Consider the following 25,384-nt stretch of genomic DNA (forward strand, 5'->3'; position numbering starts at 1 on the left):
ATCGGACATGCGGACACGAAATGCAAGCCCTTTTGAGGCTCTATTTTCAAGCTGCCTCGCTGGCTAGAACTCCTACTGCTTCCAGCATGTGCTGCGCCTCAACCAAGGCCTCATTTACCAGCGACTCGAGCGAACCCTTGATCGCCTGATTCCACCGCCGGTAGGTGCGCTCCGTCAGCCCCTGGTCATCCCAGGTGGTCATATCGTAGTTCGACGCGGCGAGTACGACCATGTCACCAGGCCGCTGCTCCGCTACTGCCTGAGCATTGGCCCTGGCGCGCTGGACATTGCGCAAGGACACCTCGTTTCGCCACTCGAGCTTGCACTTTTCCTTGCAGCCACAATCGTCCTTGCACTTCAGGACCTTCGCTGACTGGATGTGCGCCGGGGCACGTTGGACGCCCTTCCGCTGCTCAGGAATAGCCCAAACAAGAACCGCCTGCTGCGTGAATCGCCGGGGTGCGGGCGTAGCCACAACCGGAATCAGCCTGCCGATCGCATCGATCTTGCGCCCCTTGTGCGTGCTGTACTTCGCCAGAAGGGCGTGCCAGTGCCGAGGTTCAAGCTGGGCGTGGAGCATCTTGTGCACGATGCAGTCCGCCAGCAACGCCGCGTCTTTGCCGGTGATTTCCCCTTTCAGTTTGCTGGTCTGCACCCGGGGCTCAACGCTGCAGCCACCAGCGCTATTGATCGTCTCTGCCGCCAGGGCGCGCACTACTGCGGATACCACGTTCTGATACTTCATGCTGCGGCCTCCATCGGCTCGATACGGACGCGCACAGCGCCGCCCTTGGTGGTTTCCTTGCTCACCCTGATCTGGGTGGCGAATAAGTTGTCGTCGATGCCCAGCGCGTCTGCCAGTCCGTCACGGCCGGCCTTGAACATGGCCAGCAGGTTGTCGTCGTCGCGCCGGCGGCGGTCTGGCGGTACGAACTCGACCACCAGCAGCGCCTGGCCCGCGGGGGTTTGCAGGCCGGCCTGCTTGGCGAGCACATGGCAAGCCGCGCGGTAGGCCTTGGCCGCCCTGCTCTTCTTGGACCAGTGCACCCGGGCGTTGGGGCTGCATGCGGCCGGCGGCCACGGAAGCGTCAGATCGTTCATGCCGCCCCCTTGACTGTCATAAGACCGGCGCTGATCAGGGCCTCATGCGTCTCAGCGATTGCCCTGGGCGTGTCCGACCAATCCACCTCGCCCCGGCCGCGCCCGTCGAGAACGTCATGGCACCCCGAGCAGGCGTAGACGGCGACGGTGTCGAAGCCCTTCATGCCCATGCCCTTCTGGCCGCATGGAAGGTGGGCCAGTACGGTGGTTTCGGGGTTGAAGTTGCATGTGCCTGGGATGCGGACGGTGCAGTCCTGGCCTCGGGCGCTTTCGCGGACCTTCTTGCTCACGATCCTCATGCAGCCCTCCCCCGGCGCTCGCCGTAAATCGCCATCATCAAGTCCTCGGGATGCGGCAGGAGCAGTTGCAGGTGCTCCGCGCAGTAGGCGTCCAGCAGTTCCAGGTACTGGGTCATCTGCTGGGTGTTGAACTTGCGGGTCTTGGCCCGGCCGACGCGGTACCGGGTGCCGTCGGGCAGCTCCACCGGGTGCACCTCGGCAGGCCAGAGCTTGGACACAAGGATCTCGTGCCATTCCTCGGCGCTGGCCAGTTGGCCGTGCGAGTCGCGCAGGTGCGCCTGGATCAGCCCGTTCCACTGCCAGAGCAGCCGGTTCTGGGCGTCCGACCTTCGGCTACGCACCTCGACGATGGTCAAGCGGCGGGGCCTGGCCAGGTCCAGCCCGGCGATGTAGCCGAGAAGGCGCGTTCTGTCGTGTTCATTGCGGAGCATGAGGTCAGCCATGGCCCGCCTCCTTGGCCATGGCCGCGTCGAGGCTCGCAGTCCTGGTATCGGTCTGCTGATCGAACAGTTCGTCAGTGAAGCCCTGAAGGTTGGCGACACGACGAACTGCGCGATACCGCTCGGCATCCTTACGCAGCGCCTCGTTCTCCAACGCCACGCCTGCATTCACCGCGCTTCGGCACTCAAGAAGGTTTTCGTTCTGCTCAGTCAGCCGCTCGATCTCCGCGAGCAGGGCCAGGACAGTGGCGGGGCTGGAGGCGGCGATGAATCGGCTGTCATCATGGTGAAGGCCATGGATTTCACCGGTCTTGTCGTCGCAATAGCGCAGATCGCCGGCGGCGTACCATTCACCGAATCCTGAGGCTTCGGCCAGCGCCTTCAGGTTTGCTTTGTCGACGTTCATCCCACCACCTCACACTCAGGCCAGATCAACTGCGCCTCACGCAGCGCCCCGGCGTGATCCAGGCTCTGCTCCATCAGCACCATCTGGAAGGCCTTGGGGCCTACGATTACGGTCCATACGCGCTTCATGGCGCCACCTTCAGGCCTTGGGCCTTCATGGCTTTCTGGAATGCAGTACGGCAGTCAAGCACTGCGGCTCCAGCGACATCGGAGTTTGTGTAGTCGTAGTGGTCTGGCCAGACCGGCTCCACCACCACGGCCTCGCGAGAGGCCTGCCAGGCCCAATACATCCAGCGTTGGGTGGGGTCTTGGTAGCTGCCGTCATGTCGCTTTTGGCCAAGCGTTCTCTGCATGCTTGGAACAAGCCCCTCGCCGAATTCTTTCTCGATCATTTCCAGGTATACGGCCTCGAACTGCTCGCGCATCTTGTTGGTGTCCATCAGTGCTGCTCCTGCGCTTCTGCGATGACAGCCATGCGCTCCAAGCGCTCAGCGGCCTGGCCTGCCAAATTGGCGTGGTCTGCCTTATCCACCACTGGCATGCATACGAACTGAATGCCGTGCTTGACGAAGGCGTTGGCAACCTCAAGGGATTGGCGTAGCTGGACTGGGGTTGCGCGCTTCATGAGTGCTGCTCCTTGGCTTGGCCCATCTGCTTCTGGCACGCCAAGCAGGTGACCTTTTCAGGCTGGTCCGTGAACTGGGTGGCCCGAACCTTCCGGCCGCACTTCACGATGACGAAGCCCATGAAGGCCATGCGATGCCACATGTGGATTCGGTTCATCACTTGCACTCCTTACCGGCCACAGGCCCGCGCTTGATTTTTAACTGAGCGATGGCGGCACGCGTCTGACGCTTCCGCAAATAGGTGTCGACCCGACGGCGCTGTGCATCCTTGGCGCGCTCCCGGTCTTTCTTCGCCTGTGCGGCCTCGATGATGCAGCGGACCTCGGCGAGCCTTTGCCGCACTTCGGGGCTGGCCTTTGCCCGAACCTGCCCAGTGATCAGCCCGGCAATGGCTAATCCGTCTTCGCTGGGTGGCGCGATCTGCAGGTGAGCCAGATGCTTCGCGCCAGCCTCATGGCTGATCAGTTTCGAGCGCACAGCGGATTCGATAGCGGTTACGCGACGTGCAGGGTCGCAACCCAGGGAGACTTCCCACTTGGCCGGGGTCGCCTCAGCCCTTGCGGCGATTACCAGGCGCTCGTAGGCGCTCATGAAGGCCATGCGGGCTCCGACCTTGTCGCCAGCCTCAAGCACCGGGCTGGATGCCGTCATTGCCTGGCGAATCTCGGAAGTCATCACCACAGTCTCGCTTTCATCGCTGGCCGATAGGGCGATGGCCCAGGCCTCGTCTTTGCCCGGATGGCCATCGGCGGACTGGGCGTGCTTGAGGATCGAGGCTACCGTCAGGCGTCCACCTTCGCGGCGGCAGGTTCGGAGCGCATCGCTGAGGACAGGCTCGCTGTACTCGCGCAAGTCCTCGACCATGAGCAATGCGGCGCCCTGGGTGAGCTGCTGCCCCATCACCTCGGCAGTGGCGAACAGGGACAGCAGCAGTTGGTCTTGCTGATCTTCACTCAGCATGGGTTGCAGCCCTCTTGGCTCGCTGCGCTTGCAGAGCCTGCTCGGCGGCGCTGACGTTGGCTTGGGTTTGCTCGATCTGGCGGGCAGTGGTCCCAGTCATCTGGCGATTGGTCACCCACTGGGTGTGGTAGGCCTCGGCGTTCTGGAGCAGATCGCCAAGGCTGTGCATGCGGTTGACCAGTTTGCTGTCGTTGATCCGGACAAAGTACGCCGCGACGTGGTGGGCAACATCGACGCCCAGGCGGTCGACCAACTGGGCGATCTGGCCACCAGCCTTGGCATTCCACACCGGCCATGCGCCGTGGCGGCTGCGGTAGGCCATGGCGTAGTTGGCCCAGGCCTTGAAGGTTTTGCAGGAAGGATCTTTTGGCCCTGGCATGTCTGCTGGGATTTCGCAGCGCGGCGCACCGGACGAAACCAGCGTCAGCGCGGCAGGTTGCGACGGCGCAGCCGGGGCCTCCTGCACACTGTGACTGGTACCCTGATTGGTATCCTGATTACTGGTATCCTGATTTGTCGGAGATTTTTCCGACCCAGGCTCGGATTTTTTTCCGACCTTGCTCGGAGATTTTTCCGACCCTGCTCGGATTTTTTTCCGAGGTGATGGATCGGATTTTTTTCCGACCTTCTCTTGCTTGGTCGGATATTTTTCCGACCCGTCCAGCTTCTTGTTCCACTCTTTGCCCTTGGCAGTGAGCTGCACCAGCGTGATGTTGTTGGTGCTGGAGAGATTGATCAGGCCGGCCCCTGCTATCGCCTTCAGCAGGCGGTAAGCGGTATCCGGCTTGTCGGTGAGCAGCGGCAGCTCTTCGACGATCTTTGCCTTGCTCAAGGCGTAGAAATCGCCTTTGTCCGTCTTGACCAACTTTGCCCAGCTAGGGCACTCGTAGACGAACGCGAACAGCAGTGCCTGCTGGGCATTCAATCCCCAGTCAAGCGCCTTCGCCTGGTTGATCGTGACGGTGAATTGCATGTCAGTCCCACCCCAGCGGGCCAGGCCGCTTTTTCTCAGCCTTCAGCCCAATCCTGGCCATGGTTTCCAATGCGGACAGGTACTCGGCCGTTACGACGACAGCTGTCTGCGGCACAACGCGGAGCCCCAGCATCGCCTGGACTTTCGCCCAGCGCTGGTACTCGCCGTCATTCCAGCGGGATACGGTCGACTCACTGCAACCCGTTTCCAGGGCAATGCGCTTCTGGCTGACCTGTGCAACCCGCTGCAAGATCAGGGTCTCGATCTCTCGGGCGATGTCGCCTTCGCTGAGGCTTAATTGGCTCTCGGGCATGATCAGGCCACCATCTGGCCCCAGGGGAATGAAGGGCAGAGATCTGCCCTCTTCACCAGGCCATTGGTCAAGGTCTCAATTTGGATAGCTCGCGCTGCTGGGATTGGGCGGTCGCCAGAACACCACTGGCTAACAGTGGGCGTGCGAACGCCCAACTGCCTGGCCAATTCAGCCTGACTCCCGAGCAAGCGAGATGCCTCTCGCACCGCTTCAGCTGGTTTCATGGGTTTACTCCTGTGGATTTGTAACCAATATAAGGCATTGGCTAATCAATAAACAAGCCATTGCCTAACCAATCAACCGAAAGGCTTAATTAGGCAATGCTTACAGGTGCGGATTTGGGCGCGGCGATTGAGTCGGCGCGCAAGAAAAAGAACGTGACGAAGAAGAAGCTGGCCGACGATTTTGGCGTGGCAGCTCCTTCCGTTCAGGGCTGGGTGAAATTCGGACGAATCAAAAAATCCAAGCTTATGGATTTGATTACCTATTTTTCCGATGTGGTCCCACCTGCTCACTGGGGTCTTGAGGGATGGGGCGCTCCGAGTGGCGACTCATCAAGCGAGAACGCGCAGACTATTTCTGTTGAGGGCCTCCCCGCCCCACTGGCCCAGAAGATCAAAAGCTACCGCAACCTAGTGGACGTGCCCCGCTACGACGTAGAGGGGTCCATGGGCCCAGGCTCGGAGCCGCCTGACATCAACATGGTTGTTGAGCACATGAGCCTGGATGCGAACTGGGTACGGCAGAACCTGACCTACACCAAGCTGGAGAACCTGAAGCTGATTTCGGGCCGGGGTGACAGCATGGCGCCGACGATCCGTAGCGGGGATGCCGTGCTGGTTGATGCTGGGGTTACCACCGTCGAGGACGATGCCATCTACTTCTTCCTGATGCGCGGGAAGCTCCAGATCAAGCGGATTCAGAGAGGGCTGGACGGCCTGACGATCATCTCGGACAACGGGCAGTACCCGCCAATCGAGGTTCCTGGCGATCGCGAGGCCGACATCACTGTGCTGGCTCAGATCATTTACTGGTGGACCGGCCGGAGCTTCTAGCCATGCCCCTAACCAAGCCCAACCAAGAACTCCGCCGCGACCTCCAGGGCCTAGCCAGCGACCTCAAATGGTCGGCGATCTAGCTGATGCGCATTGCCGTCCGACTGAGCCAGGCCGGGAACGAGCATGACGCCCAGGTAGTGATCAGGAACTGGCAGGTGATGCAGGCTGGGGAGGATAGGTTGGCGGGGTATGGGGATGAGGTGAGGACGGGAAGGATCACTCGGGCTAAGTAGCAGGGCCACCAGATTGTAGCCAGCATGGTGAAGGGTTAAGCGAACTGTCACTTTGGTTGACAAATCTCGATTTTAGCAAGGAATTCTGGTTGACAAATCCCCAAATCAGCAAGAACATGCTCCCCATAAACACTTGGCAAGAGCAGATCGCATGTTCCTTAAACCATCGCAGTTTCATTCAGACCTCACCGATGACCGCCTTGGGGTGATTGCCGAGGCGCTACTTGAGATCCGGTTCAACACCATTCAAGAGATGCAGTCGGAGTACGACTCCAACTATAGCCGCGAAGGAACCGCTTTCGAGCGTTCTAGGAACATGTTGATCGCCATGTGTCTGTCAAAAACGCACAATTGGCTATCTCTGTCGAACCCTGGCATGGACGTTACTTTTCGCATCGGCAGCATCCCTTGCCGCTTCTTCCGTGATGACCCGGAAACCCCCTATAAAAAGGGTTTCTTCAAGCGCAATGCAGTAGATGACATGTTCTCGGAGGATGATGACCATCCTGTAATTTGGCGATTTGTAATCGAGCGCGCCGAAGGGGATGAAGCCGAAGATCGCGTGCATTTTATTGGGTACAACGTCTATCAGGAACGGATCTCTCAGTGGACTTACGGATCGAGGGGCGTGTCGCTGCATTCCATTGGCGGGGCTGCTCCTGCACCCAAAACGCTGCTACCAGCTCAGGTCGATATTCTGGACGATGAGGCTGATGGCACCGGTAATACTGACGCGGTCAACGAGTAACACATGAGTCTTGTATTTGACGGAGCGTCTCTCAAACTTGCGCGCGTTTTTTCCGCAATGGCACTTGAGGAGGTCGCTGCGCTGGTTGGAAAGACCAGGCAATATCTGCATAAACTTGAGACGGGGCAAAGCTCGCCGACCGAATCACTGATTCATAGCTTGGCCGAAGCTCTTAACGTTGAGCCCGAGTTTTTCGCGTCTAGAACCAGCCGCCTCCATGAGGATCAGTTCCACTTCAGGAAGCTGCTCACCACAACCAAAACCACTAAGCATGTAGCAATCGCCAGGGGCGAAGTTGTTCACTCGCTGATAGGCTACCTTGAGAAGCAGCTCAGACTACCCTCGGTGAACATCCCCAGCATTTCAGATATCCATAGCTCTGACAGCATTGAGCGCGCAGCGGAAAACTGTCGGAAGGAGTGGGGTCTAGGATTAGGCCCCGTGGAAAATATGACCCGCCTTGCCGAAAATCTCGGAGCTGTGGTTCTGAGCTTCGAAGGGCTTTCCAAAGAAATTGATGCATTGTCTGTGGCGGTCGAAAGGCCTTTCATAGTCAGAAATAATGCGAAAGAAAGCACCAGCCGGTACCGTTTTGACATTGCTCATGAGCTCGGCCATCTCGTTATGCATGAAGGGGTTGTAACTGGAGATCGAATTACTGAGAACCAGGCTAATCGATTTGCCAGCGCCTTCTTGTTGCCGAGAAGCATGATGATGAAGTTTTTCCCGCGTCCGAACGGCACCAGGCTAGATTGGAAGGGCATCCGCGAGTTCAAGGGTAACTGGAAGGCCAGTAAAGGCGCGATCCTGTATAGGGCCCGCCAGCTTGAAATCATTACTGATGCTCAGTACAAGACCGGCGTTATAACTCTCAAGAGGCATGAAGGAACACAGGAAAAAGATGATTATCTGATTCCTGAAGAGCCTCCTGAGGTGCTACATAGATCGCTAGCGTTGCTTGCCGCGAAAAAAGGTCTTGGCGAGGAACAGCTTGCGAAGGCGCTCAGTGTGAAACCTGCATTCCTTCGAGAGCTTCTAGGTTCTGCTTCCTCAGCTCTTGCACAGCCTGCAGCCAAGCAAGTTGGACACCTTAGGGTCGTCAAGTAGGCCGAGCCCCTCCCGCCGGGCTAATATTGTCATTCGTAGTAGACCAAGCCCGCCTCGGCGGGCTTTTTCATGCCTGCGCACCAGTCGCACACATCTGCATCTCAGCCAGGCCCAGCGCCGGGCCTCTTGTATCTGCGTCCTAAGTTGATAAAATCCGCCCCCCTCTCGAATGGACTCGTTTTCATGCGCCTATCCCCGATGCCGCTGGCCCTCTTCGCCATCTTCGCTAGCATTTCTTTAGCGACCCAAGCCGATACTCAATATGACAGAGACATCCACTGCGCAGCCTACTACGAAGTGCTTTCAGTAGCTGGCGACCAGCCCGATATAAGCCGCAAGCAGTCCTCGAAAGCCTCCTATGCGCTTTTAGTACATGCAGGCTATACACCCAAGGCTCAGGATGACGTTGCACAGAAAATGGTGGACTTACACAAAGAGACGCCAGGGCCAATGACGCCAGCTAGCACTGCTAAGCTACGCGATAAATACGACGCGGAATGCAGGGTCCTTTTGAAGGCCGCATGGTGCGAAGCATATAAAGATCCTGGTGCGTGCGAGTCGTAACGTAGTTGTGCTAGTAGAAAATACGTCCATCATGGAGCCCGGCCCAGCGCCGGGCTTCCTGTAACTGACCAGCCCGCCTCGGCGGGCTTTTTCATGCCCGCGCGCCCCAGGAGCACAAATGTACTCCATCCAGTATTGCCAGCTACCTCCAGATAAATTACTGTCTATCCATACAGTAAATGGAGGTTCAACCATGGCCAAGCAGCAGTCGAAATCCAAAGCCCCTGCCCCGCCGACGCCCTACGAAATGATGGGCGCACGCATCCAGAAGATCATCAACTCGCCTGCCGCGCAGAAAGACCGCTCGGTCGTCATTTCCAGGGAGCAGCACGAGTCCTCCCAGGACTGGGAGCGCTTCTTGGATGAGGTTGGCGAGAATGACAACGTTGCGCTGGAGCACCGCGCTGACGGATCGGTGCTGCTGAGCTGGACTGTGCCCGCCGAAGACTGAATTTAGATTCCCTCATTTGCCCGCCTAGCGCGGGCTTTTTGTGGGCGGGCGAAAAAAGTTAGGCATTAGCTATTTACATGAATAAGGCAATGACTTATCTTTCCTTCCATCGAGGCGCCACACAGCCCCTCGGGAGGCCCTCAAGCCTCACCGCTCTTTCACATCGATGGGAACCTCGCGGATCGATCCCGGAAACGGTACAGCGCGAGCAATAAATTCGATCCCCATGCCAGCTCTGGAACTGGCTACTGCGAAGTGAATCTTCGCCTGCTCAACGTCACGACGAACGCCAGTCAGCCAGGAACACAGGGTTGGCCGCGCAAGACGGACCGAGGGTTGCGCTTCAAACCGTCTCCCTGAAAGGTCCAGCTAAAAGGGCATCTATAGGCGCTTGGAGTGACCGCAACACCAGATTTTCTCGGTGCCCTTCTAAGCGAGGGGCATCCGGAAAACCAACCGCCCGGAGGGCATCGCAATGTTCAACATGGCAACCATGGCGGCTGATGAATGCCGCGCAAACGCTGAAGAACGCACCTACTACCGCTGGATCGACAAGGCGTCCGAGCTGCTCGGCCACCAGGTCGCCCTGGGCTCGCAGGAAGAAAGCGACTTGCACGACCTGTACGCCGACGGCTGCACCCCGGCCGAGGCCGTAACCGAGCTGCTGGCTCAGGCGGAACTGGCTCGCGCTGCCTGACTTCACTGGCTGGCCTTGGCTACAGGGCCAGACGGGAAATCAAACGGAGCGCGACCATGCGAATCAACGTGTACAGCCAGGAACTGACCAACGAGGTAATCGAGATCCAGAAGGAATCGAACACCGGCCTCACCTACAGCGCCGTGCAGATGATCTTGCACAGCAGCGAGCGCCTGCATCACCCGCCAGAGGATGACGACCGCAGTGCCGTCACTTTCTGGCTCCCGAAATCGCCAGACCGGCGCGAACAGCTCGCCGCTACTTTCGAGCGCATGGCCACTGTCGTTCGACGGGCCACACCGGAAACTGGGCTCGACTGACTCACTGACAGCCGGAAAGACGGCCCGATGCCCTGCTCCCCATCGCAGGGTGCATCGGGATGTGATCTGAATGCGCAGGCTGATGCGCAAACCTAGCCTCGTTGGCGAGCTACTGAGGCCTCATAGAGTTAGGCCGCCAAGCCGGAAGAATGCAGCGCCGGCCAGATCGCATCACCGATACACCCCGCATCCCCTTCCCTTCACATACGACCGCATCGACAGGTGCCGGGCTTGGCTTTTCACGCCCAGCCTGGTCACTGGTGCCCGGCACCTGATCAATGCGGTTGCAGAGGTAATCATGGCTAAAGATCCCGATCTGCGAACGCCAGCAGAGATTTGCAGAGAGCTTGAAATATCGCGATCCACATTCTGGCGCTGGAGGACCATCCCTGGATTTCCTGAGCCGCTCAAGAAAAACAAGATGCAGATGATCTTTCGGATAAGCGAGGTGAAGAGCTTCCTGACCGACCAAAAGATCATGGACGCCGCCGTTGAGGCCTTCAAAGGCATCGCCGCCGAAAGGGCTGCATCTTCGATCTCTCAAGCATCGTTGCGAGACTATTTCGCAGTTAGGGCGATGCAAGGCATATGCGCTCACGACGACAACTGGGGTTGTGACATTGACGACATCGCAGAGCAGTCCTATGCGGTTGCCGACGCAATGCTAAGAGCGAGGGCCAAGCCGTGACCTGGATTAATTCTGAAAGTCAGCTGCCAACGCATGACCAGTGGGTTGTGATTCCCTTTAACGGAGGCTTCAAGGTCGGCCGTTACGACGAACACCACCCTTTCGCCCCCGCAATTGTTGATCGAGCCGCTGGCAAGTTCTACCACGGCTTTCAGATCTGGATGGCTATCCCTTCCCCACCCACCGAGTAACCCACCACCTGGAGGCGACCATGGGCGCACTTCGAGCAGCACAGTTTGAGTACGACAACCGGATGCCTCCAGCGGTGAGCGATCGGGCCCGGGCGCGGGAGATCTGGATTCAGGACATGTTCCATCAGCTTCTGCGTGGCGCCGATGCAACCTTCCAGATTGGCGGCGAGACTCGCGGTGTCACCTACGAGCGCTTCGCTCAGGCCGTGGACGAGCACGCATCGCCAGGCATCACTAGTCCCAACGCCGTGGGCAGGCTTCTGTTGGCGGTGCGGCGCCGCGACATGGGTGAATCGCACAGCGTGTACCACGAGGTGATGGCCGTGCCCTGCCCTGATTCCGTCCTTGAGCAACTGGCTCGCGATCTGCTCACGCCATTCGCTGCCGCCGGAGTTCAGGCCCAGGCTGAGGACGCGCTATGAGAAGTCCCCACGTTCTCATTGACGAGGAGCTTGATGCCCTCGCCGACCCGGCAACACCGATTGTCTGCTCTGCCCTGGTGCAACGTCAGCTAACCGAAATGATGGCCGACCAGCGCATCACCATCGAAGAGTTCAACCACTACTGCGGGCGCCTCAACAAGATCGTTGATGGGCGCAAGGAGGCTGCGTGAAAGATCCCAACTGGGCGGAATGCCCTGAAGCGACCCACTTCGACCCGGTCGACCAGAACTTCCTGCGCGAGGTCGGCGAGGCGCTGTTGCTGTTCAATCTCAAGCGTGGCTGGATTGTTCCAACCTACACCGCATACGGCCTGCGCATCGAGGAGTGCCATCGACCTTTGCTCAAACGCCCGGCGTGGAATGGCGAGGGCCTGCCGGCCGTTGGCGAAACAATCGAACGCCTCGACATTAACGCCAACTGGGTTGATGCGGTTGTCATGTATGTGGGCACCGATCGCGTGGTGCTACGCGATCTTTCCGGCCAAGAGTTCGTGCCAAAGCTCCATGAGCTTACCGAGAGTTCTGACTTCAAGCGGTTCCGCCCAGTCCGGACCGCAGACCAGATCGACGCCGAACAGAGAGTCGCTGAAAACAGGAAGCGCCAGATCGACGACATGTACCAGGGCCTATCGCACAGCAACGCAAGCGAGACACGGCGAATCTGTGCCGAGCTGTTCGACAAGGGCTACCGCAAGCAGGGGGCGTCATGACCACTCCAATCGTGAAGACGCTCATCGACGAGCAGATTGAAGATGCGCAAGCCGCCCAGGTTCGCGGCACTCTGCGCTTTCCGGTGGGTATGCGTGTGGTAGATCTGCCCCACCCGATCAAGGCTGACTGGCTGAAGCGCAGGCCAATAGCCAAGTCGAGGCCGTGCCAGTGACCCGCTACCAGCGCGTCCGCCGCCTGGTCATCTGGCGCGGTTCCTTCTCTGCCATCTTCGCCTGCACAGCCTTCATGTTGGCCAGCGCTCTGGCTGGCTCCATCACCCAGTAACCAACACATCAGCGCCCACCGCATGGCTGGCGCGGGAGATTCGCATGTCCGCAGAAAAAGAACTGATCGTCGCTCCTCCGCAGGAAACAGCTCTGGCGGTGTACAGCGCTGAAAAAGGCCTCGAGCCTTGGCTTCAGCAAATCCGCGTGAAGATCGACGAGTTCCTGGCCGTGGTGCCAGACCTCAAGACCGTCAAAGGCCGCAAGGAAATCGCGTCGATGGCCTACGAGGTAGCGCGCACCAAAACTGCCATCGAAAACAAAGGCAAGGAACTGTCGGCAGAGCAGAAGAAGGTTCCGGGCCGCATCGATGCTGAACGCAAGCGGGTGTGGGACATTCTCGAATCCTGGCAGAAAGAAGTGCGCAAGCCTCTGGATGACTGGCAGGCCGCCGAGGATGCACGGGTTGATCGCCATAACGACCGCCTGAACTGGCTGAAGACACTGGCCGACGACCTGGGCGAACTGAACTCCCTTCAGCTCAAAGGGCTGATTGCTGAAGCCGAAGGTATGCAGCTCGGCGCGCACTGGGAGGAATTCGAGGCAGAAGCGGGCAGCGCCAAAGACAAGGTGTTGACCACCTTGCGGGCAGCACTCCAGAAACGCGAGCAGTTCGAAGCCCAGCAAGCCGAGTTGGCCCGCCTGCAGCGCGAGGCCGAAGAGCGCGCCGAACAAGACCGCATTCGTCTGGCTCAGGAGCAAGCCGTGGAGGCCGAGCGCCAGCGCGTCAAACAGGCCCAGATCGACTAAGCCGCACGGATCGCCCGGGAACAGCAGGCCGAGCGCGATGCAGCGGCACGTCGCGAGCAGGAGCTGATCGACCAGGCTGCCGCCCAGCGCCGAGCCCTTGAGCAAGCCGAGGCAGATCGCATCGCCGCCGAGCATCGCGCGGAGCAGGAGCGCCAAGACGCCGACCGCCGGGCCAAGGAGGCTGCCGAGCAAGCACTTCAGGACGAGCGCCGCCGCGCCGGTGCTGCTGCTGCCGAGATCGTCCGCCAGCAGGAAGTCCGCGAGCGCGACGAAGCGCACCGCCGGGGCATCAATCGTGCAGCTCTTCAAGCCTTCATTGCCGAGGGCCTGCCTGAGTCTTGCGCCAAGATGGCGGTCAAGCTGATCGCCCAGCGCAAGATCCCGAACATCACCATTTCCTACTGAGGTCGCCATGAACAACGTCTCTCGCGTAGAGCAGGCCGCGCAGCACCCGATTCCCTCCGAGTCGACGACTGTGCTCCAGATCATCCAGCAAGTGGCGCTGAACCCGAATGCGGACATCGACAAGATGGAGCGCCTGATGGTGATGCACCAGAACATTCAGGCCTTGCAGGCCAAGCAGCAGTACGACGAAGCGCTGGCAGCGATGCAGGAGGAGCTGCCGGTGATCGGCGAGCGCGGCGGCATCAAGGATCGCAACGGCCGCGTGCAAAGCACCTACGCCTTGTGGGAGGACATCAACGAGATGATCAAGCCCGTCCTGGCCCGCCACGGCTTTGCCCTTTCCTTCCGGACGCCTCGCAATGAGCGCGGCATCGAGGTGGAGGGCGTCCTCAGCCATCGGGCTGGCCATCGCGAAACTACCTCGCTGGTGCTGCCGGCCGACACCAGCGGCAGCAAGAACGGCGTGCAGGCCGTGGCCTCGAGCGTCAGCTACGGAAAACGCTATACCGCAGGCGCCCTGCTCAACTTCACCACCACTGGGGAGGACGATGACGGCAATGGCGCCGTGGTGACGCCGCGAGTGACATCGGTACAGGCCACGCAGCTGGCCATGCTGCTGGAGCGCTGCAGCGACAAGGCAAAAACCGCGTTTGCCAATATCCATGGCTCGCCGTCGGCGGTTGAGAAGGTGGCATTCGACCAGGTGTTGGGGATGCTCAGCAAGTCGGTCAAACAGCACGAAGCAGCAGCGCAGGAGCCACAGAATGCAGATCATCACTGAAATCGAGCAGGGTACTCCGGAGTGGCTTGCCCTTCGCTTGGGCATCGTTACCTGCAGCGAGCTGGACTGCCTCCTGGTCGCAGGCAAGGGTGAAGCTGGATTCGGCGTGGCCGCCTTCACCTACATGGACCAGCTTATCGGCGAGCGGATCACCGAGGAGGCTGCTGAAATCCCCTTCAAGACCATGGCTACTATCCGTGGGCACGAGCTGGAGGGCGTCGCGCGCGGCCTGTATGAGGATCGCGAGAGCGTGGAGACACGATCGGTCGGAATCATCCTCAACCATGGTATCGGGTACTCGCCGGACGCCTTGGTCGGCGACCAGGGCCTGACGGAGATCAAGACCAAGCTCCCCAAGTTTCAGGTCAGCGTCATCCTGAACGGTGAAGTACCCAAAGAGCACGTGGCTCAATGCCAGGGCGGCCTCTGGGTCTCCGAACGCGAGTGGCTGGACTTCATCAGCTACTGGCCGGGCATGCCCCTATTCGTCAAACGCGTTTACCGCGACGAGGTGCTGATCCGCAAGCTGACCGAGCGCGTGAAAACCTTCTACGAAATCCTCGACGAGCGCATGGAAAAAGTCATGCGTTCTGCAGCATAGGGGGCAGCATGAACCCATCAATCGACCTGGAGGCAGCGAAGGCCGCCTTCTTCGCCTCTGGAGGCAGCATCATCGTACTCGAGGGCTATCACTACACGCCGCACCGGCCGCACCGCGACATTGAAAAGGTCCAGGCCGCAGCGCCCAGGCCGGAATGCGCCAAGAAGAAGCGGCGCCAGGAGCAACTGGCCGAACTGCGCACGCTTGCCGAGACCATGACCTATGCGCAGGCTCGCGCCCACACCGGTCTCAGCCAGAGCGCGCTGTACCAGGCGACAAGGGACGGCGGCTTCTCCTTCCAGCCAGAGCCGCGGAGGGAGCGCGCGCCAGCGGCCCGGACCTACACCGATCCGGCCGCCGACCGGGCGCTGGCCAAGCAGATCACCGCTTTACGCGATGAGGGCCTGAATCGGCACCAGGCCAAGGCAAAGCTGGGGATCTCGGATCGCAAGTTCTGCCGGGTCATCCACCTGTTCAGCGTCGATTACCCCAAGGCCGAGGGCAAGCGATGCGACGGACCAGTGTGAAGGTTCGCCAGCGCCGGCGCCAAGAGCAGTTCCACCTGCCGCCCAGCGGCCTCACGGAGCAACCACATGCAAAAAGCCTCTTCTGGAGTAGTAACCCTGCCGGGCTGGCTGAATCGCCCGGTCAAGAAGCTGTACAACACCCGCAGTGGCGGCCAGTACCGGCCTGACGATGTGGCCCTGGCCTTCGCGCTGAGTCTACGTGTGCACGACAACGCCGATCACCTGCGCCGGCTGGCCAGGCGCCTGGTCGACAAGGTCTGCCTCGAGCACCAGCCGAACATGAAGCGCTTGGCGCGCGAGCCGGACGACGCGAAGGTGTTCGACGCCGCGCTCAAGATCATCAACCGGGTGTGCGACCTGCTGGAGTACGCGCCGGGCACCCGCTTCTTGCGCAATGGAGAAGACGATGGCCAAGACTCAGCAGCAGCGTGACGAGGATCGCCGCGACAAGGAGGCGAAGGCCCAGGTCGAGGACCTGCGCCTGAAGGTCCGCCAAGGCACCAAGCAGGCTCTGACCGAGATCAAGGCCTGGGCCAGCGTGGAGGAAAACGGCGAGGCCGTGACCCTGCTGATCCATCGCATCCATGAATTGGGGCCTGAAGCGGCCCTTCACTTCCTCAGTGCGCCGCGCCACGAAATCGTGGTGTCGGATTTTGTGGCGCGCCGACTCGATCAGTTCCGCATCGGGCGCGAGCTACGGACGCCCGACTTGATGCTGGGCGAAGACCCAGACGACACCGGCCTGTTGCTGCTCGGCAACGGCTGAACCCTGCCGAATCATGCCGCATCCGGCCACGGAGGGCGGCGCACACCCTGGAGAAAGTCATGACCCAATCTGTACTGCAATCCATTGCCGCCGCCGACCTGCCGGAGCGCGGCCAAACCCTGGCCGGTGGCGTATTCGTCACCCGCTACTGGCTCAACGGTCAAGAGCGTGCCCTGATCCTGCTGCCGGACGAACTGAGCGGCAAATGGGGTGAATACGGCGTCGAGATCAAAGGCGCCAGCAGCTATAGCGACGGCGAGTCCAACACCCGCGCCATGGCAGAGGCCGGCAGTGAGATCGCCATCAAGGCGCTGGAACTGGGTGCTTTCATCCCTTCCTGCCTGGAGGGTCAGTTACTGATGGCGGCGAAGGATGATGACCTGTTGACCTTGCGCGAGGATCGATTCCACTGGCTGAGCTCGCAGTTCTCCGCCAACTTCGCCTACTACATGGACTTCGGAGGTGGCTGGGTCCACGGCCGCTACGGCAAGAGCAGCGAGCGTCTCGTCCGCCCCGTCCGCAGCCTTCCAATTCAGTAATTCAACCATTCATTCCTTTCTTCGCAGGCGATTCCGGGTTCGTCAGGACGGCGATCAGACCAGAAGCGCGCCGGGAAGCGCCGGCCGCCTGCACCTATTTCTATCAGGAGCACCCCATGGAGCAAGTCAGCATCAGCATTGACGCCGGCGTGGCGTCCCGAATCATCCAGCGCGAGTTCGACCGCTTGCTGAACTATGCAGCGCTCGATGCAACGCCTTCTGTTGTGCCGTCGTTGGGTTCGTACTGGCCAGGGCAAGGCGGTTACAACGCCGGTCTGATTCGCGGCGAGAACGGCGCGCCGGACTACTACCTCATCGCTCCGGTGCTGTCCGAGCAACTGCGCGCGGAATGGGGCGGCCGCGGCGAGGAATGCGAGGGCGCAACCAGCATGAGCGATGGCCTGGCCAACACCAAGGCTTTGCTGGCAGACGAAAGCGATCACCCGGCCGCCAAACTCGCCAGCGAGTTCATTGCCGACGGGCATGCCGACTTCTATCTCCCAGCTCGGCGCGAACTGCAGGTTGCCGAGGCGAACGTTCCTGAGCTGTTCGAGAAGGCCTATCACTGGTCGTCTTCGCAGTTCTCCGCCGACAGCGCCTACTACATGGGCTTCGAAGATGGCTGGATCGACGGCAGCGGCAAGGACGGCGAGCGTCTCGTCCGCCCCGTCCGCAGATTTATTCCGTAATTCATTTCTTCATTCATGGGCGCAGAAGCGCCCTCGCTTTTAGGAGGCTAGGATGGCCCTTCACACAGAGCTTGAGATCCACAGGGCGGCCGAAGAACTACTCGGCCTTTCGCTCGACCTGGTCCGAAACATCCCGCGCGACCTGAAACAGGTTGTCGGGTCGAAGATCCGGGACGAGTGCCTGCAAGCTCTGGTGCTGATCGGTCGAGCCAACATGGCGCAGCACAAGCTCCCTCATCTGAACCTCCTGCTCGAAAGCGTCTGGATGCTGAATTACCTCCTGCGAGCCCTGACCAACAAGGGCTTGATCAGTAAAGGTCAGCACGCCAAAGCAATGAAGCTCACGGCCTCCGTAGGCCGACAGGCAAACGCCTGGAAGAAATCCGCAACCGCGCCCGCTGCTTGAGGGTTACGGCTCTCCTGCCTGTGCGCTGAATCTGGTCGTGCCGCTGATCTGTGATCACCGCCATGCGCGCCACGGATACCGCCAGCACCTGCTGGTAGGTCCGGCGCAGTTTCCAGGCTGAGCAATCGTCCTGGCGACGTAGATAGCACGATAGGTCGCAGTTCTCCGCCAACAACGCCTACAACATGGACTTCGAAGATGGCTGGATCAACAACAACGACAAGAACAACGAGCGTCTCGTCCGCCCCGTCCGCAGATTCGCCCGTTGCAAGCTTCACCTTCGAGGAATTGGCCCAGGCCTACTACGACTGCCGCCGGCACAAGCGGAACACCGCGAGCGCAAGACGCTTCGAGGTAGACATGGAAGCCAACCTCCTCGACCTACACGACGAGCTCCAGGCCGGAACGTACCGGCCCGGCCGCTCAATCTGCTTTGTGGTCACCCGGCCAAAAGCCCGCGAGGTGTGGGCCGCCGACTTCCGCGACCGCATCGTGCACCACCTGCTGTACAACCGCATCGGCCCCGCCATCGAGCGCAGCTTCATAGCGGACAGTTGCTCCTGTATCCCAGGGCGCGGCACGCTGTACGCCGGTAAGCGAATGGAGGCGAAGATCCGCAGCCAGACGCAGAACTGGTCGAGGCCTGGCTTCTACCTCAAGTGCGACCTGGCCAACTTCTTCGTGTCGATCGACAAGCTCGTGCTTTCCAGGCAGTTGGCCAGCCGCATCGATGACCCATGGTTCAGACAACTAGCCCTACAGGTGTTGATGCATGACCCGCGAGAGGACTTCATAACCCGGAGCCCCGCCAACCTGTTCAATCGGGTTCCCCAGCACAAGCGCCTAACCGCGCAGCCTTCGCACCTAGGCCTACCTATAGGCAACTTGTCGTCGCAGTTCTTCGCCAACGTCTACCTCGACGCCCTGGACCAGTTCTGCAAACACACTCTCAAGGCAAGGCACTACATTCGCTACGTCGACGACTTCGTGCTGCTGCATGAGTCGCCGCAAAAGCTGAACGATTGGCTTTTCCAGATCGAACAGTTTCTGCCCAGCCTGGGCGTCAAGCTGAACCCTTCGAAGACCATCCTGCAGCCAATCGAACGTGGCGTGGACTTCGTCGGGCATGTGATCAAGCCCTGGCGGCGCACCGCCCGCAAGAAGTCAGTTGCTCAGGCCTTGAAGCGAACAGCAGCAGCGCCGGCAGAGAATCTGCGCGAGACGGCCAACAGCTACTTCGGACTGCTTGGGCAAGCCAGCCACAGCCAGAAAGACCGAGCCACACTGGCGAACCTGATTCTTCGCCGAGGCCATACGGTCAACGGCGAGCTCACGAAGACCTACCCGAAACGATAGCGCTGCCCTCCAGCGCCTTCCCCTATTCAACGATAACGCACCAGGCCGCGCAGGCCAGGAGGCTTACCTATGCAAGTCATCTACGCAGGCCTGCGGAACGGCGCCCGCGATCAGGCGATTCACGATGCTCTGATCTACAAGCGCGTGGCCGAGGTCGCCGAGGAATTCAGGCTCTCGCCGAACACCGTCCGAGCGGCCGCCAAGCGCATCGACAAGATCGAGGTTTTCGACCTCCAGCTCACAGGGGGGGAAACCAATGCTAATCGGCAAGGTGGCGTCGAGCTGCTTCCGCAAAGCAGCGCTGGGCGCGTACCGGAGCTACCGGGGCACATTCCAGAACTTGGACCTACCCTGCTGGGTGATCACCGATGGCACCCAGAAGATCGAGGTCGTCGAGCTGCGAAAGATCGACTCCGGCGAAATCACCCTTTGACCAGTCACGCCACTCCGGCGAGGTATCCCCATGCCCACAGAAAACCGATCCAGCAATACCGAACCAGTCAGCGTGCCCGAGGGCTTCAAGCTGGTGGAGCGCAGCATCTGGACAGAGCAGCAGGTTGAGGCTGCTACAGCCTGCATCACGCGCCTGAAAGGCGTGCCCGGCATGCGTGACCGAGACCTGGCGATGGCGGCGATCGATGCTGCCCAGTGCAAGGCTCCCGAAATCGCGCTGTCCGATGTATTGCCAGCCCAGCAGCACCAGGGCGAGCCGGTGGCGCTGCCTGTGCGGAAAACCCATAAAAAAGGGAACTCTCCTATGCAGAATGCGAAGAATTCTGCATGGAACGCCTGCCTCGACGAAATCACCAAGCTGGGGCCGCTCTACACCCACCCAGCGCCAGCAGACACTGCCGAGGTTGAGCGGCTGCGCGCAGCGCTGAGGTTCTACGCCGACCGCGAGCACTTCCACTTCGAAAGCGGAAACTGGGACACAGTGAGCGGAGAGCCACTGAACATCCTGTGGTGCGGCAACGAGCCTGATTTCATCGAGGACGGCACTGTCGCGCGGAACGCTCTGTCAGCCAGGCGAGGAAATAGCTATTTATTTCCAAAGCGCTGAGGCAGTTCACTTAAGTGGACAGGACCGCTGGCACTCTCCTCGCTGACCAGTTTTTGACCTTCAGCAATATCAATCCATCGAGAAAAAGCCTCGCGATGTCGACGACAGGTTTCATTCCAGTCAATGTGCCCCATCTGCTCGTAGGCGATCATTTTCATAGTGTCAGCAGCGACATCGCTGAGATCCTTGAGAGCCTGGTACGCCAAAAATCGGCGCTCATGTTTGTCAGTGCTCATGAGAGTTCATCCGCAAGCCATTGATAACCGTACCTAATTCATAGACCACTCCAAGCGGTGAAAAGGTCCAGTACTTGGCCTCTAAGCCGACGAGCGATACCAAAAGCCTCATCACCAGCTAATACCTGACCCTCCCCTCTATTCACTGCCGCGATATGGCGGCAAAGGAATCACCGTGCGCGAAGAAAAAGTCGTGATGTACGAATCCCCGAAGCCGCCAGCCTCCAGACCGTTACCGGCTGGGTCGATGCGACTGGCCGTTTCTGGGGCAAGGACGAGCACATGGCCCGTTACTGCGGGTCGACCCACCGCCACTGCGCGAAGAACCCAGAGCACCCCATCCATGCCACAAACGGGTGGTGCGCGGCCTGCCATGCAGAGATCCGGGCCGCCAAGTTCGCAGCCATGCCGAAGCGCGTATGGGCCGGCGAAGCGATCACTGAATACGACGGCGACCGATACTTCTTTGGCGAGGAAGAGCTGCGCGACCACCTGATCGAGCATGAGATCGATCTGACCGACCTTAGACTGGTCTTCTGCACGCCGAACTACCCCAGCGAGATTGATCCAGGCGACCACTTCTGTGATGACCTGCCAGAAGATGGCGAGATCAACAACGAGCAGCTGCTTGCAGCGTTCGAACTGCTCAACGAGATGATCCGCAAGTGCCCGCCATTGTCCTGGTCTCCGGGTCATGAGGCGGTCGAGCTGCCGCAGGCCTTCATCGACATGGTTGCCCATGAACGCTTGGAGGCTCAGGAATGACCCGCCTCGCCCTCTGCCTCCTGCTGCTGGCCACTCTGGCCGGTTGCCAGCCTGACTGCTGGAGTAGCGATCCTACCCAGTGCCAAGCAGAGCGCGAGCAGGCGCGCGTTAAGGCCAATCGAGACAAGATGGCCAGCTACTTCCACGGCTCGGACCTAAACCCTCTGACCACCCGCATGAACGTCTACCGCGACTCGGTCAATGGCGTCACATGCTGGTCGCTGGGTGGTAACACGCTGTCGTGCCTGCCCGACTGGATGCTACGCGGCCCAGACCAGGCCGGCGCCGATCGCCAGCTCTCCCCGCACGAACAACAAGACGACGGACCAACACCCGCAGGCGCTCCGGCGCTCTGGATTGATGAGAGGTATGAGCTGTGAAAGAAGACGACATCATCAAGCTGTCGGCCAAGGCCATGGGCTTTGACCTGGAGTACCGGCGCGGCAGTGACTCCTTCTACTACGACGACCCTGAGACAGGCCGTGAGGTCTGGCTGCCGATGCAGGACGACAGGCAGACGCTGCTCATCATCGCGAAACTCAGGATGGACATCTGCTGCCTACACCACCTTGCACGGGCCACAGCCCATGTTCCTTACGTCGGATTCAAGCAGAGCGAGGTGTCGCATACAGACGATCCCGGCGCCAGGATGAAGGCGCTCCGCTTGGCAGTGGCAACAGTGGCTGCCAAGTTTGGCCAAGGCATGCTCGACGGCGGGACAGATGAACGAGTTCTTGGGCACTTGATTGGCATTGAGGGCTCAACTGCCCACGCAATGCGCGGCGCCATCCGCGAATCTCGCGAAGAGATCAGCAAGGCATGTCAGCGCCTGAAGCGAAAGGGCTTGGTGACCAACAAGGGGCCATTCTGGCGGGCGGTGCAGCGATGACCGACCTGATCGAAGTGAAGACGGCGGATCTTTCGGGCGAGGCTCTGGGCTGGGCGGTGGGCATAGCTGAAGGGCTGGAATTGCACCTCGAGCCGCCACACTACGGCAACGGCTGGCTCGTGTTCTCAATCTACCGGGGCGAAGTGACCGAGCGCTGCAAGCGGTACAACCCCTGGGAAGCATGGGCGCTGGGCGGGCCGCTGGTGGATAAGCACCGTGGCGGATGCCAGTGGAACCGCCAGGGCGCCAGCGATGCGTGCTACTACGCCGGACCCGGAAACTCGATGTACTGGCATTACGGACCTACGGCCCTAGTCGCGTTCTGTCGTGGACTGGTGCATTCCAAGCTGGGTGATTCAGTCCAGGTGCCGAAGGAGCTCGTGCCGTGAGCGCTGTAATAAAAGTTCTCGATCCTTGCAGCGCCAGCCGAATGATGTGGTTCGACAAGCAAGACCAGCGTGCATTATTCGGTGACATCCGCGACGAGGAGCATCTGCTCTGCGACGGCCGGGTGCTGAAGGTTGAACCTGACGTTCTGATGGACTTTCGCAAGCTGCCCTTCGAGGACTCAACCTTTCGCCTGGTCGTGTTCGATCCGCCGCACCTCACCCGTGCCGGCGTCGATAGCTGGTTGCGTGCCAAGTATGGACTGCTGACCAGCGACTGGCGGGAGGACATCCGCCAAGGTTTCGCCGAGTGCTTCCGCGTGCTTGAGCCCGAGGGGATCCTGATCTTCAAGTGGAACGAAACCCAGGTGCTGGTCAGCGAGCTGCTGGCGCTCACCAATGAAAAACCCCTGTTTGGCCATAAGTCCGGCAAGCGCGAAAAAACGCACTGGATCACCTTTATGAAACGCCCAGCAGCCTAACCCCTCCCCTCACTACTCAAGCCCGCCGACATGCGCGGGCGAGGATGAACCGTGCCTGAAAATACCGAATACAGCATGACACCCGACGACGCGCTACTGGTCGCCGGGATTGGCCAGCACGCACTTGCTGCACGCAGGGCGATGATCCAGGCGCTGCTTGATCAGTACGGCAGCGAGAAGCTGGTAGAGATCCTGGCCCAGTTCATCGGCATGGCCAACTCCGTTGCTGCCAACTGCGCAGAAATGAGCGACATGGTGCTGATCCATGAATGCGGCGTGCACCCTGACAAGTTCAGTAGCGTGAATCTGCCGACGATTTTCGGCGCCTGCCAGGGCGTGCAGATCGCCAGCAAGTGCGACCCGGCTGGCGCCTGCCATGGCTGCGCTTACCGTCTTGGATCGATCGCCAACCAGTCGCCCATCACCACCAGCGACGCCGAGTTCATGGCGCATGACCGCAAGGGCTTCATGTGTCATGCCGACCTGGATGAGCAAGGCGAGCCCCTGCGCGTTTGCGTTGGCCATGCCAAAGCGGCCCGAGCATCCGCCTGACCACCAACCTGCCGCCACCGGCGGCGTGGAGACCAACATGAAAAAAGAGCTGATCAAGATCAGTGAGTTCCAGCGGCGAAACTGGGGGGTCAACGGTACCCCGCTGTGCTCGCAAGCTATACGAAACCACCTGCGAGACCGCAAGCTCCCCGGGGAGCGCATTGGGAAGATCTGGTACGTTGACTGGGCAGCCTATCAGCGCGCCACCGGCAATTCTCTCGTCGACATGGTGCTGCAAGGAGCTGCCTGATGGTTCCCCGACCGCGGAACAAGGCCAACAAGGGCCTGCCTATGAACCTCTACTTCGATGCGCGCCGCGGTACCTACAGGTATCGCCGGCCCACGGATGGTAAGTGGTTTCAATTCGGCAATGACCGGGGCCGGGCTATCGATGCTGCCTGTCAGTTGAACACTACGTTCCTACGTGGGGGCGATCTTGTAGCACTGGTCCTCGATGAAAAGAGCATGACCGTCTCTGATTTTTTGACTGTCTACGAGACCGATATTCTCCCGCCACGGGAGTTGGCCAAAGCCACGCTGGACCTCTACGGCGTCAGATTCAAACAGATCAGGTCAAGCATGGGCGACCGCTCCATCGAGCAGATCACCATTCGCATGGTCGCAGAGTTCCTAGAGCCCTGACGGCGAGGGCCAGCAACCAAGCGCGAGCGATCCTGATCGATGTCTTCAACCACGCCGCCGCAAAGGGATTGTGCCCTGACAACCCGGCAGCTAGCACGATGCCGAAGATCGAGAAGAAGCAGCGCAAACGCCACACTATTGAGGGGCTCCGGGCGATCCGCGAGAAGTCGCCGAAGTGGCTTCGTAATGCGATAGATCTCGCGTTGATCACTGCCCAGCGACGCGGCGACATTCTCGACATGAAGTTTGAGGATGTGAGGGATGGATACCTCTATGTCGTACAGAGCAAGACAGAGAAGGCATCGGATGCCGGCTGGCTCAAGATCAAGGTGACAGACCAGCTCGGGGAAGTTTTAAGCCGATGCCGCGACGAAATTTTATCGCCCTACCTGGTGCACCGACGACCTGAGCGGAAGAAAAAAAGAGAGGGGAAAGATCACTGGACGAAGGTTGACGAGAGGTTTCTTACCAGGGCCTTCAAGGATGCAAGAGACGCTGCAGGTTGTTACAGCGACTTGCGAGAGGAAGAGATGCCAGGCTTCCACGAGGTTCGAGCACTGTCGCTCCACCTCTACAAACGGGCCGGGAAGGACGGCCAGAAAATAGCTGGTCACACCACTGAGAACATGACCAAGAACTACCAGAAGGGGCACGAGGATGTGGTCTGGTCTGAGGTAGAAGCAGACCTCGATATCGGTGATTTCGCTTGAAAGTTTTGCGCAAGTTTTGCGCAGGTTTTGCGCACGACCGCCCATAAAAAATCCAGTCACCGCTAAGTGACTGGATTTCTTGGAGTATTTTGGTCGGGACGGAGTGATTCGAACACTCGACCCCTTGCACCCCATGCAAGTGCGCTACCGGGCTGCGCTACGCCCCGACATCATTCTCTATACCGCTGAGAACGGTGAAGAATTTAACCTAACCTTTTGAATAATGGAAGC

The 25,384-nt window shown here is 60.0% G+C and carries 44 protein-coding genes, 1 tRNA gene and 3 pseudogenes; 33 read left to right on the forward strand and 15 right to left on the reverse strand.

Annotated elements, in window-relative coordinates:
- Positions 1-46 precede the first annotated feature (46 nt).
- From GKC70_RS14750 to GKC70_RS14810, 13 genes are read right to left on the reverse strand one after another with little or no spacing between them, the layout of a single operon-like run.
- Complete coding sequence (locus GKC70_RS14750; RefSeq protein WP_342649107.1) at positions 47-745, reverse strand: hypothetical protein; 699 nt, start codon at positions 743-745, stop codon at positions 47-49.
- Entirely contained in the window at positions 742-1,101 is a 360-nt protein-coding gene (locus tag GKC70_RS14755; protein WP_342649108.1) for an endodeoxyribonuclease RusA, read from the reverse strand. Before GKC70_RS14755 ends, GKC70_RS14750 begins: the two co-directional genes overlap by 4 nt.
- Positions 1,098-1,400, reverse strand: a complete 303-nt coding sequence (locus tag GKC70_RS14760) for a nuclease domain-containing protein (protein WP_342649109.1) — start codon at positions 1,398-1,400, stop codon at positions 1,098-1,100. The genes GKC70_RS14755 and GKC70_RS14760 overlap by 4 nt, the downstream gene beginning before the upstream one ends.
- Positions 1,397-1,843, reverse strand: a complete 447-nt coding sequence (locus GKC70_RS14765; protein WP_342649110.1) for a recombination protein NinB — start codon at positions 1,841-1,843, stop codon at positions 1,397-1,399. Before GKC70_RS14765 ends, GKC70_RS14760 begins: the two co-directional genes overlap by 4 nt.
- Positions 1,836-2,246, reverse strand: a complete 411-nt coding sequence (locus GKC70_RS14770; RefSeq protein ID WP_342649111.1) for an ead/Ea22-like family protein — start codon at positions 2,244-2,246, stop codon at positions 1,836-1,838. The genes GKC70_RS14765 and GKC70_RS14770 overlap by 8 nt, the downstream gene beginning before the upstream one ends.
- Entirely contained in the window at positions 2,243-2,374 is a 132-nt protein-coding gene (locus GKC70_RS14775) for a hypothetical protein (RefSeq protein ID WP_342649112.1), read from the reverse strand. The genes GKC70_RS14770 and GKC70_RS14775 overlap by 4 nt, the downstream gene beginning before the upstream one ends.
- On the reverse strand, positions 2,371-2,685 hold the full coding sequence (locus GKC70_RS14780; RefSeq protein ID WP_342649113.1) for a hypothetical protein: 315 nt from the start codon (positions 2,683-2,685) through the stop codon (positions 2,371-2,373). Before GKC70_RS14780 ends, GKC70_RS14775 begins: the two co-directional genes overlap by 4 nt.
- Positions 2,685-2,870, reverse strand: coding sequence for a DUF1382 family protein (locus GKC70_RS14785; RefSeq protein WP_342649114.1), 186 nt, complete (start codon positions 2,868-2,870; stop codon positions 2,685-2,687). The genes GKC70_RS14780 and GKC70_RS14785 overlap by 1 nt, the downstream gene beginning before the upstream one ends.
- The gene (locus tag GKC70_RS14790) at positions 2,867-3,028 is read right to left on the reverse strand and encodes a hypothetical protein (protein ID WP_342649115.1); all 162 of its coding nucleotides are present in this window, start codon (positions 3,026-3,028) and stop codon (positions 2,867-2,869) included. The genes GKC70_RS14785 and GKC70_RS14790 overlap by 4 nt, the downstream gene beginning before the upstream one ends.
- Entirely contained in the window at positions 3,028-3,831 is an 804-nt protein-coding gene (locus tag GKC70_RS14795; RefSeq protein ID WP_342649116.1) for a hypothetical protein, read from the reverse strand. The genes GKC70_RS14790 and GKC70_RS14795 overlap by 1 nt, the downstream gene beginning before the upstream one ends.
- Entirely contained in the window at positions 3,821-4,804 is a 984-nt protein-coding gene (locus tag GKC70_RS14800) for a phage replication protein (RefSeq protein WP_342649117.1), read from the reverse strand. Before GKC70_RS14800 ends, GKC70_RS14795 begins: the two co-directional genes overlap by 11 nt.
- Before the next feature lies 1 nt (position 4,805).
- The gene (locus GKC70_RS14805) at positions 4,806-5,117 is read right to left on the reverse strand and encodes a CII family transcriptional regulator (protein WP_342649118.1); all 312 of its coding nucleotides are present in this window, start codon (positions 5,115-5,117) and stop codon (positions 4,806-4,808) included.
- A 2-nt stretch (positions 5,118-5,119) separates the two neighbouring features.
- Positions 5,120-5,341, reverse strand: a complete 222-nt coding sequence (locus tag GKC70_RS14810) for a Cro/CI family transcriptional regulator (protein ID WP_342649119.1) — start codon at positions 5,339-5,341, stop codon at positions 5,120-5,122.
- A gap of 96 nt (positions 5,342-5,437) precedes the next feature.
- Here GKC70_RS14810 and GKC70_RS14815 point away from each other — a divergent pair, with 96 nt between their 5' ends.
- The 25 genes and pseudogenes from GKC70_RS14815 (at position 5,438) to GKC70_RS14935 (ending at position 20,491) form a co-directional block, all read left to right on the forward strand.
- Positions 5,438-6,172, forward strand: a complete 735-nt coding sequence (locus GKC70_RS14815; protein ID WP_342649120.1) for a S24 family peptidase — start codon at positions 5,438-5,440, stop codon at positions 6,170-6,172.
- Positions 6,173-6,174: 2 nt separating this feature from the next.
- Positions 6,175-6,408: pseudogene (locus tag GKC70_RS14820) on the forward strand (hypothetical protein).
- Between the two features lie 151 nt (positions 6,409-6,559).
- The gene (locus GKC70_RS14825; RefSeq protein ID WP_342649121.1) at positions 6,560-7,156 is read left to right on the forward strand and encodes a hypothetical protein; all 597 of its coding nucleotides are present in this window, start codon (positions 6,560-6,562) and stop codon (positions 7,154-7,156) included.
- A gap of 3 nt (positions 7,157-7,159) precedes the next feature.
- Positions 7,160-8,263 carry an XRE family transcriptional regulator gene (locus GKC70_RS14830; RefSeq protein WP_342649122.1) on the forward strand — a complete coding sequence of 368 codons (1,104 nt, stop codon included), beginning with the start codon at positions 7,160-7,162 and terminating at the stop codon, positions 8,261-8,263.
- Positions 8,264-8,446: 183 nt separating this feature from the next.
- Positions 8,447-8,827 carry a hypothetical protein gene (locus tag GKC70_RS14835; protein ID WP_342649123.1) on the forward strand — a complete coding sequence of 127 codons (381 nt, stop codon included), beginning with the start codon at positions 8,447-8,449 and terminating at the stop codon, positions 8,825-8,827.
- 193 nt (positions 8,828-9,020) lie between these two features.
- Positions 9,021-9,278 (forward strand): DUF1654 domain-containing protein, encoded by a 258-nt coding sequence (locus GKC70_RS14840; RefSeq protein WP_342649124.1) that lies wholly within the window; start codon positions 9,021-9,023, stop codon positions 9,276-9,278.
- Positions 9,279-9,753: 475 nt separating this feature from the next.
- Entirely contained in the window at positions 9,754-9,975 is a 222-nt protein-coding gene (locus GKC70_RS14845; protein WP_342649125.1) for a hypothetical protein, read from the forward strand.
- A 56-nt stretch (positions 9,976-10,031) separates the two neighbouring features.
- Positions 10,032-10,295, forward strand: a complete 264-nt coding sequence (locus GKC70_RS14850) for a hypothetical protein (protein WP_342649126.1) — start codon at positions 10,032-10,034, stop codon at positions 10,293-10,295.
- A gap of 298 nt (positions 10,296-10,593) precedes the next feature.
- Complete coding sequence (locus tag GKC70_RS14855; protein WP_342649127.1) at positions 10,594-10,983, forward strand: hypothetical protein; 390 nt, start codon at positions 10,594-10,596, stop codon at positions 10,981-10,983.
- A 211-nt stretch (positions 10,984-11,194) separates the two neighbouring features.
- Positions 11,195-11,596, forward strand: a complete 402-nt coding sequence (locus GKC70_RS14860) for a hypothetical protein (RefSeq protein ID WP_342649128.1) — start codon at positions 11,195-11,197, stop codon at positions 11,594-11,596.
- Positions 11,593-11,787 carry a hypothetical protein gene (locus tag GKC70_RS14865; RefSeq protein WP_342649129.1) on the forward strand — a complete coding sequence of 65 codons (195 nt, stop codon included), beginning with the start codon at positions 11,593-11,595 and terminating at the stop codon, positions 11,785-11,787. The genes GKC70_RS14860 and GKC70_RS14865 overlap by 4 nt, the downstream gene beginning before the upstream one ends.
- Entirely contained in the window at positions 11,784-12,326 is a 543-nt protein-coding gene (locus GKC70_RS14870; RefSeq protein ID WP_342649130.1) for a hypothetical protein, read from the forward strand. Before GKC70_RS14865 ends, GKC70_RS14870 begins: the two co-directional genes overlap by 4 nt.
- The gene (locus GKC70_RS14875; protein WP_342649131.1) at positions 12,323-12,499 is read left to right on the forward strand and encodes a hypothetical protein; all 177 of its coding nucleotides are present in this window, start codon (positions 12,323-12,325) and stop codon (positions 12,497-12,499) included. The genes GKC70_RS14870 and GKC70_RS14875 overlap by 4 nt, the downstream gene beginning before the upstream one ends.
- Before the next feature lie 157 nt (positions 12,500-12,656).
- Positions 12,657-13,766 (forward strand): annotated as a pseudogene (locus GKC70_RS14880) (hypothetical protein).
- 7 nt (positions 13,767-13,773) lie between these two features.
- A complete protein-coding gene (locus tag GKC70_RS14885) occupies positions 13,774-14,547 on the forward strand; it encodes an ERF family protein (protein WP_342649132.1) in 774 nt (257 codons plus the stop codon).
- Positions 14,531-15,148 carry a lambda exonuclease family protein gene (locus GKC70_RS14890; RefSeq protein WP_342649133.1) on the forward strand — a complete coding sequence of 206 codons (618 nt, stop codon included), beginning with the start codon at positions 14,531-14,533 and terminating at the stop codon, positions 15,146-15,148. The genes GKC70_RS14885 and GKC70_RS14890 overlap by 17 nt, the downstream gene beginning before the upstream one ends.
- Before the next feature lie 8 nt (positions 15,149-15,156).
- Complete coding sequence (locus GKC70_RS14895) at positions 15,157-15,675, forward strand: hypothetical protein (RefSeq protein ID WP_342649134.1); 519 nt, start codon at positions 15,157-15,159, stop codon at positions 15,673-15,675.
- 66 nt (positions 15,676-15,741) lie between these two features.
- Positions 15,742-16,107: a hypothetical protein gene (locus GKC70_RS14900; RefSeq protein WP_342649135.1), complete on the forward strand. Its 366-nt coding sequence runs from the start codon at positions 15,742-15,744 to the stop codon at positions 16,105-16,107.
- Positions 16,082-16,441, forward strand: coding sequence for a hypothetical protein (locus GKC70_RS14905; RefSeq protein WP_342649136.1), 360 nt, complete (start codon positions 16,082-16,084; stop codon positions 16,439-16,441). Before GKC70_RS14900 ends, GKC70_RS14905 begins: the two co-directional genes overlap by 26 nt.
- Positions 16,442-16,500: 59 nt before the next feature.
- On the forward strand, positions 16,501-16,980 hold the full coding sequence (locus GKC70_RS14910) for a hypothetical protein (RefSeq protein WP_342649137.1): 480 nt from the start codon (positions 16,501-16,503) through the stop codon (positions 16,978-16,980).
- 116 nt (positions 16,981-17,096) lie between these two features.
- Positions 17,097-17,669 (forward strand): DUF1566 domain-containing protein, encoded by a 573-nt coding sequence (locus GKC70_RS14915; RefSeq protein WP_342649138.1) that lies wholly within the window; start codon positions 17,097-17,099, stop codon positions 17,667-17,669.
- Positions 17,670-17,721: 52 nt separating this feature from the next.
- Positions 17,722-18,075: a four helix bundle protein gene (locus tag GKC70_RS14920; protein WP_342649139.1), complete on the forward strand. Its 354-nt coding sequence runs from the start codon at positions 17,722-17,724 to the stop codon at positions 18,073-18,075.
- A gap of 198 nt (positions 18,076-18,273) precedes the next feature.
- Complete coding sequence (locus GKC70_RS14925) at positions 18,274-19,431, forward strand: RNA-directed DNA polymerase (protein ID WP_342649140.1); 1,158 nt, start codon at positions 18,274-18,276, stop codon at positions 19,429-19,431.
- Between the two features lie 256 nt (positions 19,432-19,687).
- Positions 19,688-19,864 carry a hypothetical protein gene (locus GKC70_RS14930; RefSeq protein WP_342649141.1) on the forward strand — a complete coding sequence of 59 codons (177 nt, stop codon included), beginning with the start codon at positions 19,688-19,690 and terminating at the stop codon, positions 19,862-19,864.
- A 30-nt stretch (positions 19,865-19,894) separates the two neighbouring features.
- Complete coding sequence (locus tag GKC70_RS14935) at positions 19,895-20,491, forward strand: hypothetical protein (protein WP_342649142.1); 597 nt, start codon at positions 19,895-19,897, stop codon at positions 20,489-20,491.
- Here GKC70_RS14935 and GKC70_RS14940 read toward each other — a convergent pair.
- Complete coding sequence (locus GKC70_RS14940) at positions 20,470-20,727, reverse strand: hypothetical protein (protein ID WP_342649143.1); 258 nt, start codon at positions 20,725-20,727, stop codon at positions 20,470-20,472. The two genes, GKC70_RS14935 and GKC70_RS14940, sit on opposite strands and share 22 nt — an antisense overlap.
- Before the next feature lie 282 nt (positions 20,728-21,009).
- Between GKC70_RS14940 and GKC70_RS14945 the strand changes: the two genes are divergently transcribed.
- From GKC70_RS14945 to GKC70_RS14980, 8 genes and pseudogenes are all read left to right on the forward strand, one after another.
- Positions 21,010-21,492, forward strand: a complete 483-nt coding sequence (locus GKC70_RS14945) for a hypothetical protein (protein WP_342649144.1) — start codon at positions 21,010-21,012, stop codon at positions 21,490-21,492.
- Positions 21,489-21,872, forward strand: coding sequence for a hypothetical protein (locus GKC70_RS14950; protein ID WP_342649145.1), 384 nt, complete (start codon positions 21,489-21,491; stop codon positions 21,870-21,872). The genes GKC70_RS14945 and GKC70_RS14950 overlap by 4 nt, the downstream gene beginning before the upstream one ends.
- Entirely contained in the window at positions 21,869-22,381 is a 513-nt protein-coding gene (locus GKC70_RS14955; protein WP_342649146.1) for a hypothetical protein, read from the forward strand. The genes GKC70_RS14950 and GKC70_RS14955 overlap by 4 nt, the downstream gene beginning before the upstream one ends.
- Positions 22,378-22,770, forward strand: a complete 393-nt coding sequence (locus GKC70_RS14960) for a phage protein NinX family protein (RefSeq protein ID WP_342649147.1) — start codon at positions 22,378-22,380, stop codon at positions 22,768-22,770. The genes GKC70_RS14955 and GKC70_RS14960 overlap by 4 nt, the downstream gene beginning before the upstream one ends.
- The gene (locus GKC70_RS14965) at positions 22,767-23,249 is read left to right on the forward strand and encodes an SAM-dependent methyltransferase (RefSeq protein WP_342649148.1); all 483 of its coding nucleotides are present in this window, start codon (positions 22,767-22,769) and stop codon (positions 23,247-23,249) included. Before GKC70_RS14960 ends, GKC70_RS14965 begins: the two co-directional genes overlap by 4 nt.
- Positions 23,250-23,300: 51 nt before the next feature.
- Positions 23,301-23,801 carry a hypothetical protein gene (locus GKC70_RS14970; protein WP_342649149.1) on the forward strand — a complete coding sequence of 167 codons (501 nt, stop codon included), beginning with the start codon at positions 23,301-23,303 and terminating at the stop codon, positions 23,799-23,801.
- A gap of 37 nt (positions 23,802-23,838) precedes the next feature.
- A complete protein-coding gene (locus GKC70_RS14975) occupies positions 23,839-24,051 on the forward strand; it encodes a hypothetical protein (protein WP_342649150.1) in 213 nt (70 codons plus the stop codon).
- Positions 24,051-25,153, forward strand: a pseudogene (locus GKC70_RS14980) (tyrosine-type recombinase/integrase). The gene GKC70_RS14975 and the pseudogene GKC70_RS14980 overlap by 1 nt, the downstream one beginning before the upstream one ends.
- A 90-nt stretch (positions 25,154-25,243) precedes the next feature.
- Here the strand turns inward: GKC70_RS14980 and GKC70_RS14985 are convergent.
- A tRNA-Pro gene (locus tag GKC70_RS14985) sits at positions 25,244-25,320 on the reverse strand.
- Positions 25,321-25,384 lie beyond the last annotated feature (64 nt).

This window comes from Pseudomonas sp. REB1044 (assembly GCF_038813925.1).
GTDB classification, from domain to species: Bacteria; Pseudomonadota; Gammaproteobacteria; order Pseudomonadales; family Pseudomonadaceae; genus Aquipseudomonas; species Aquipseudomonas boreofloridensis.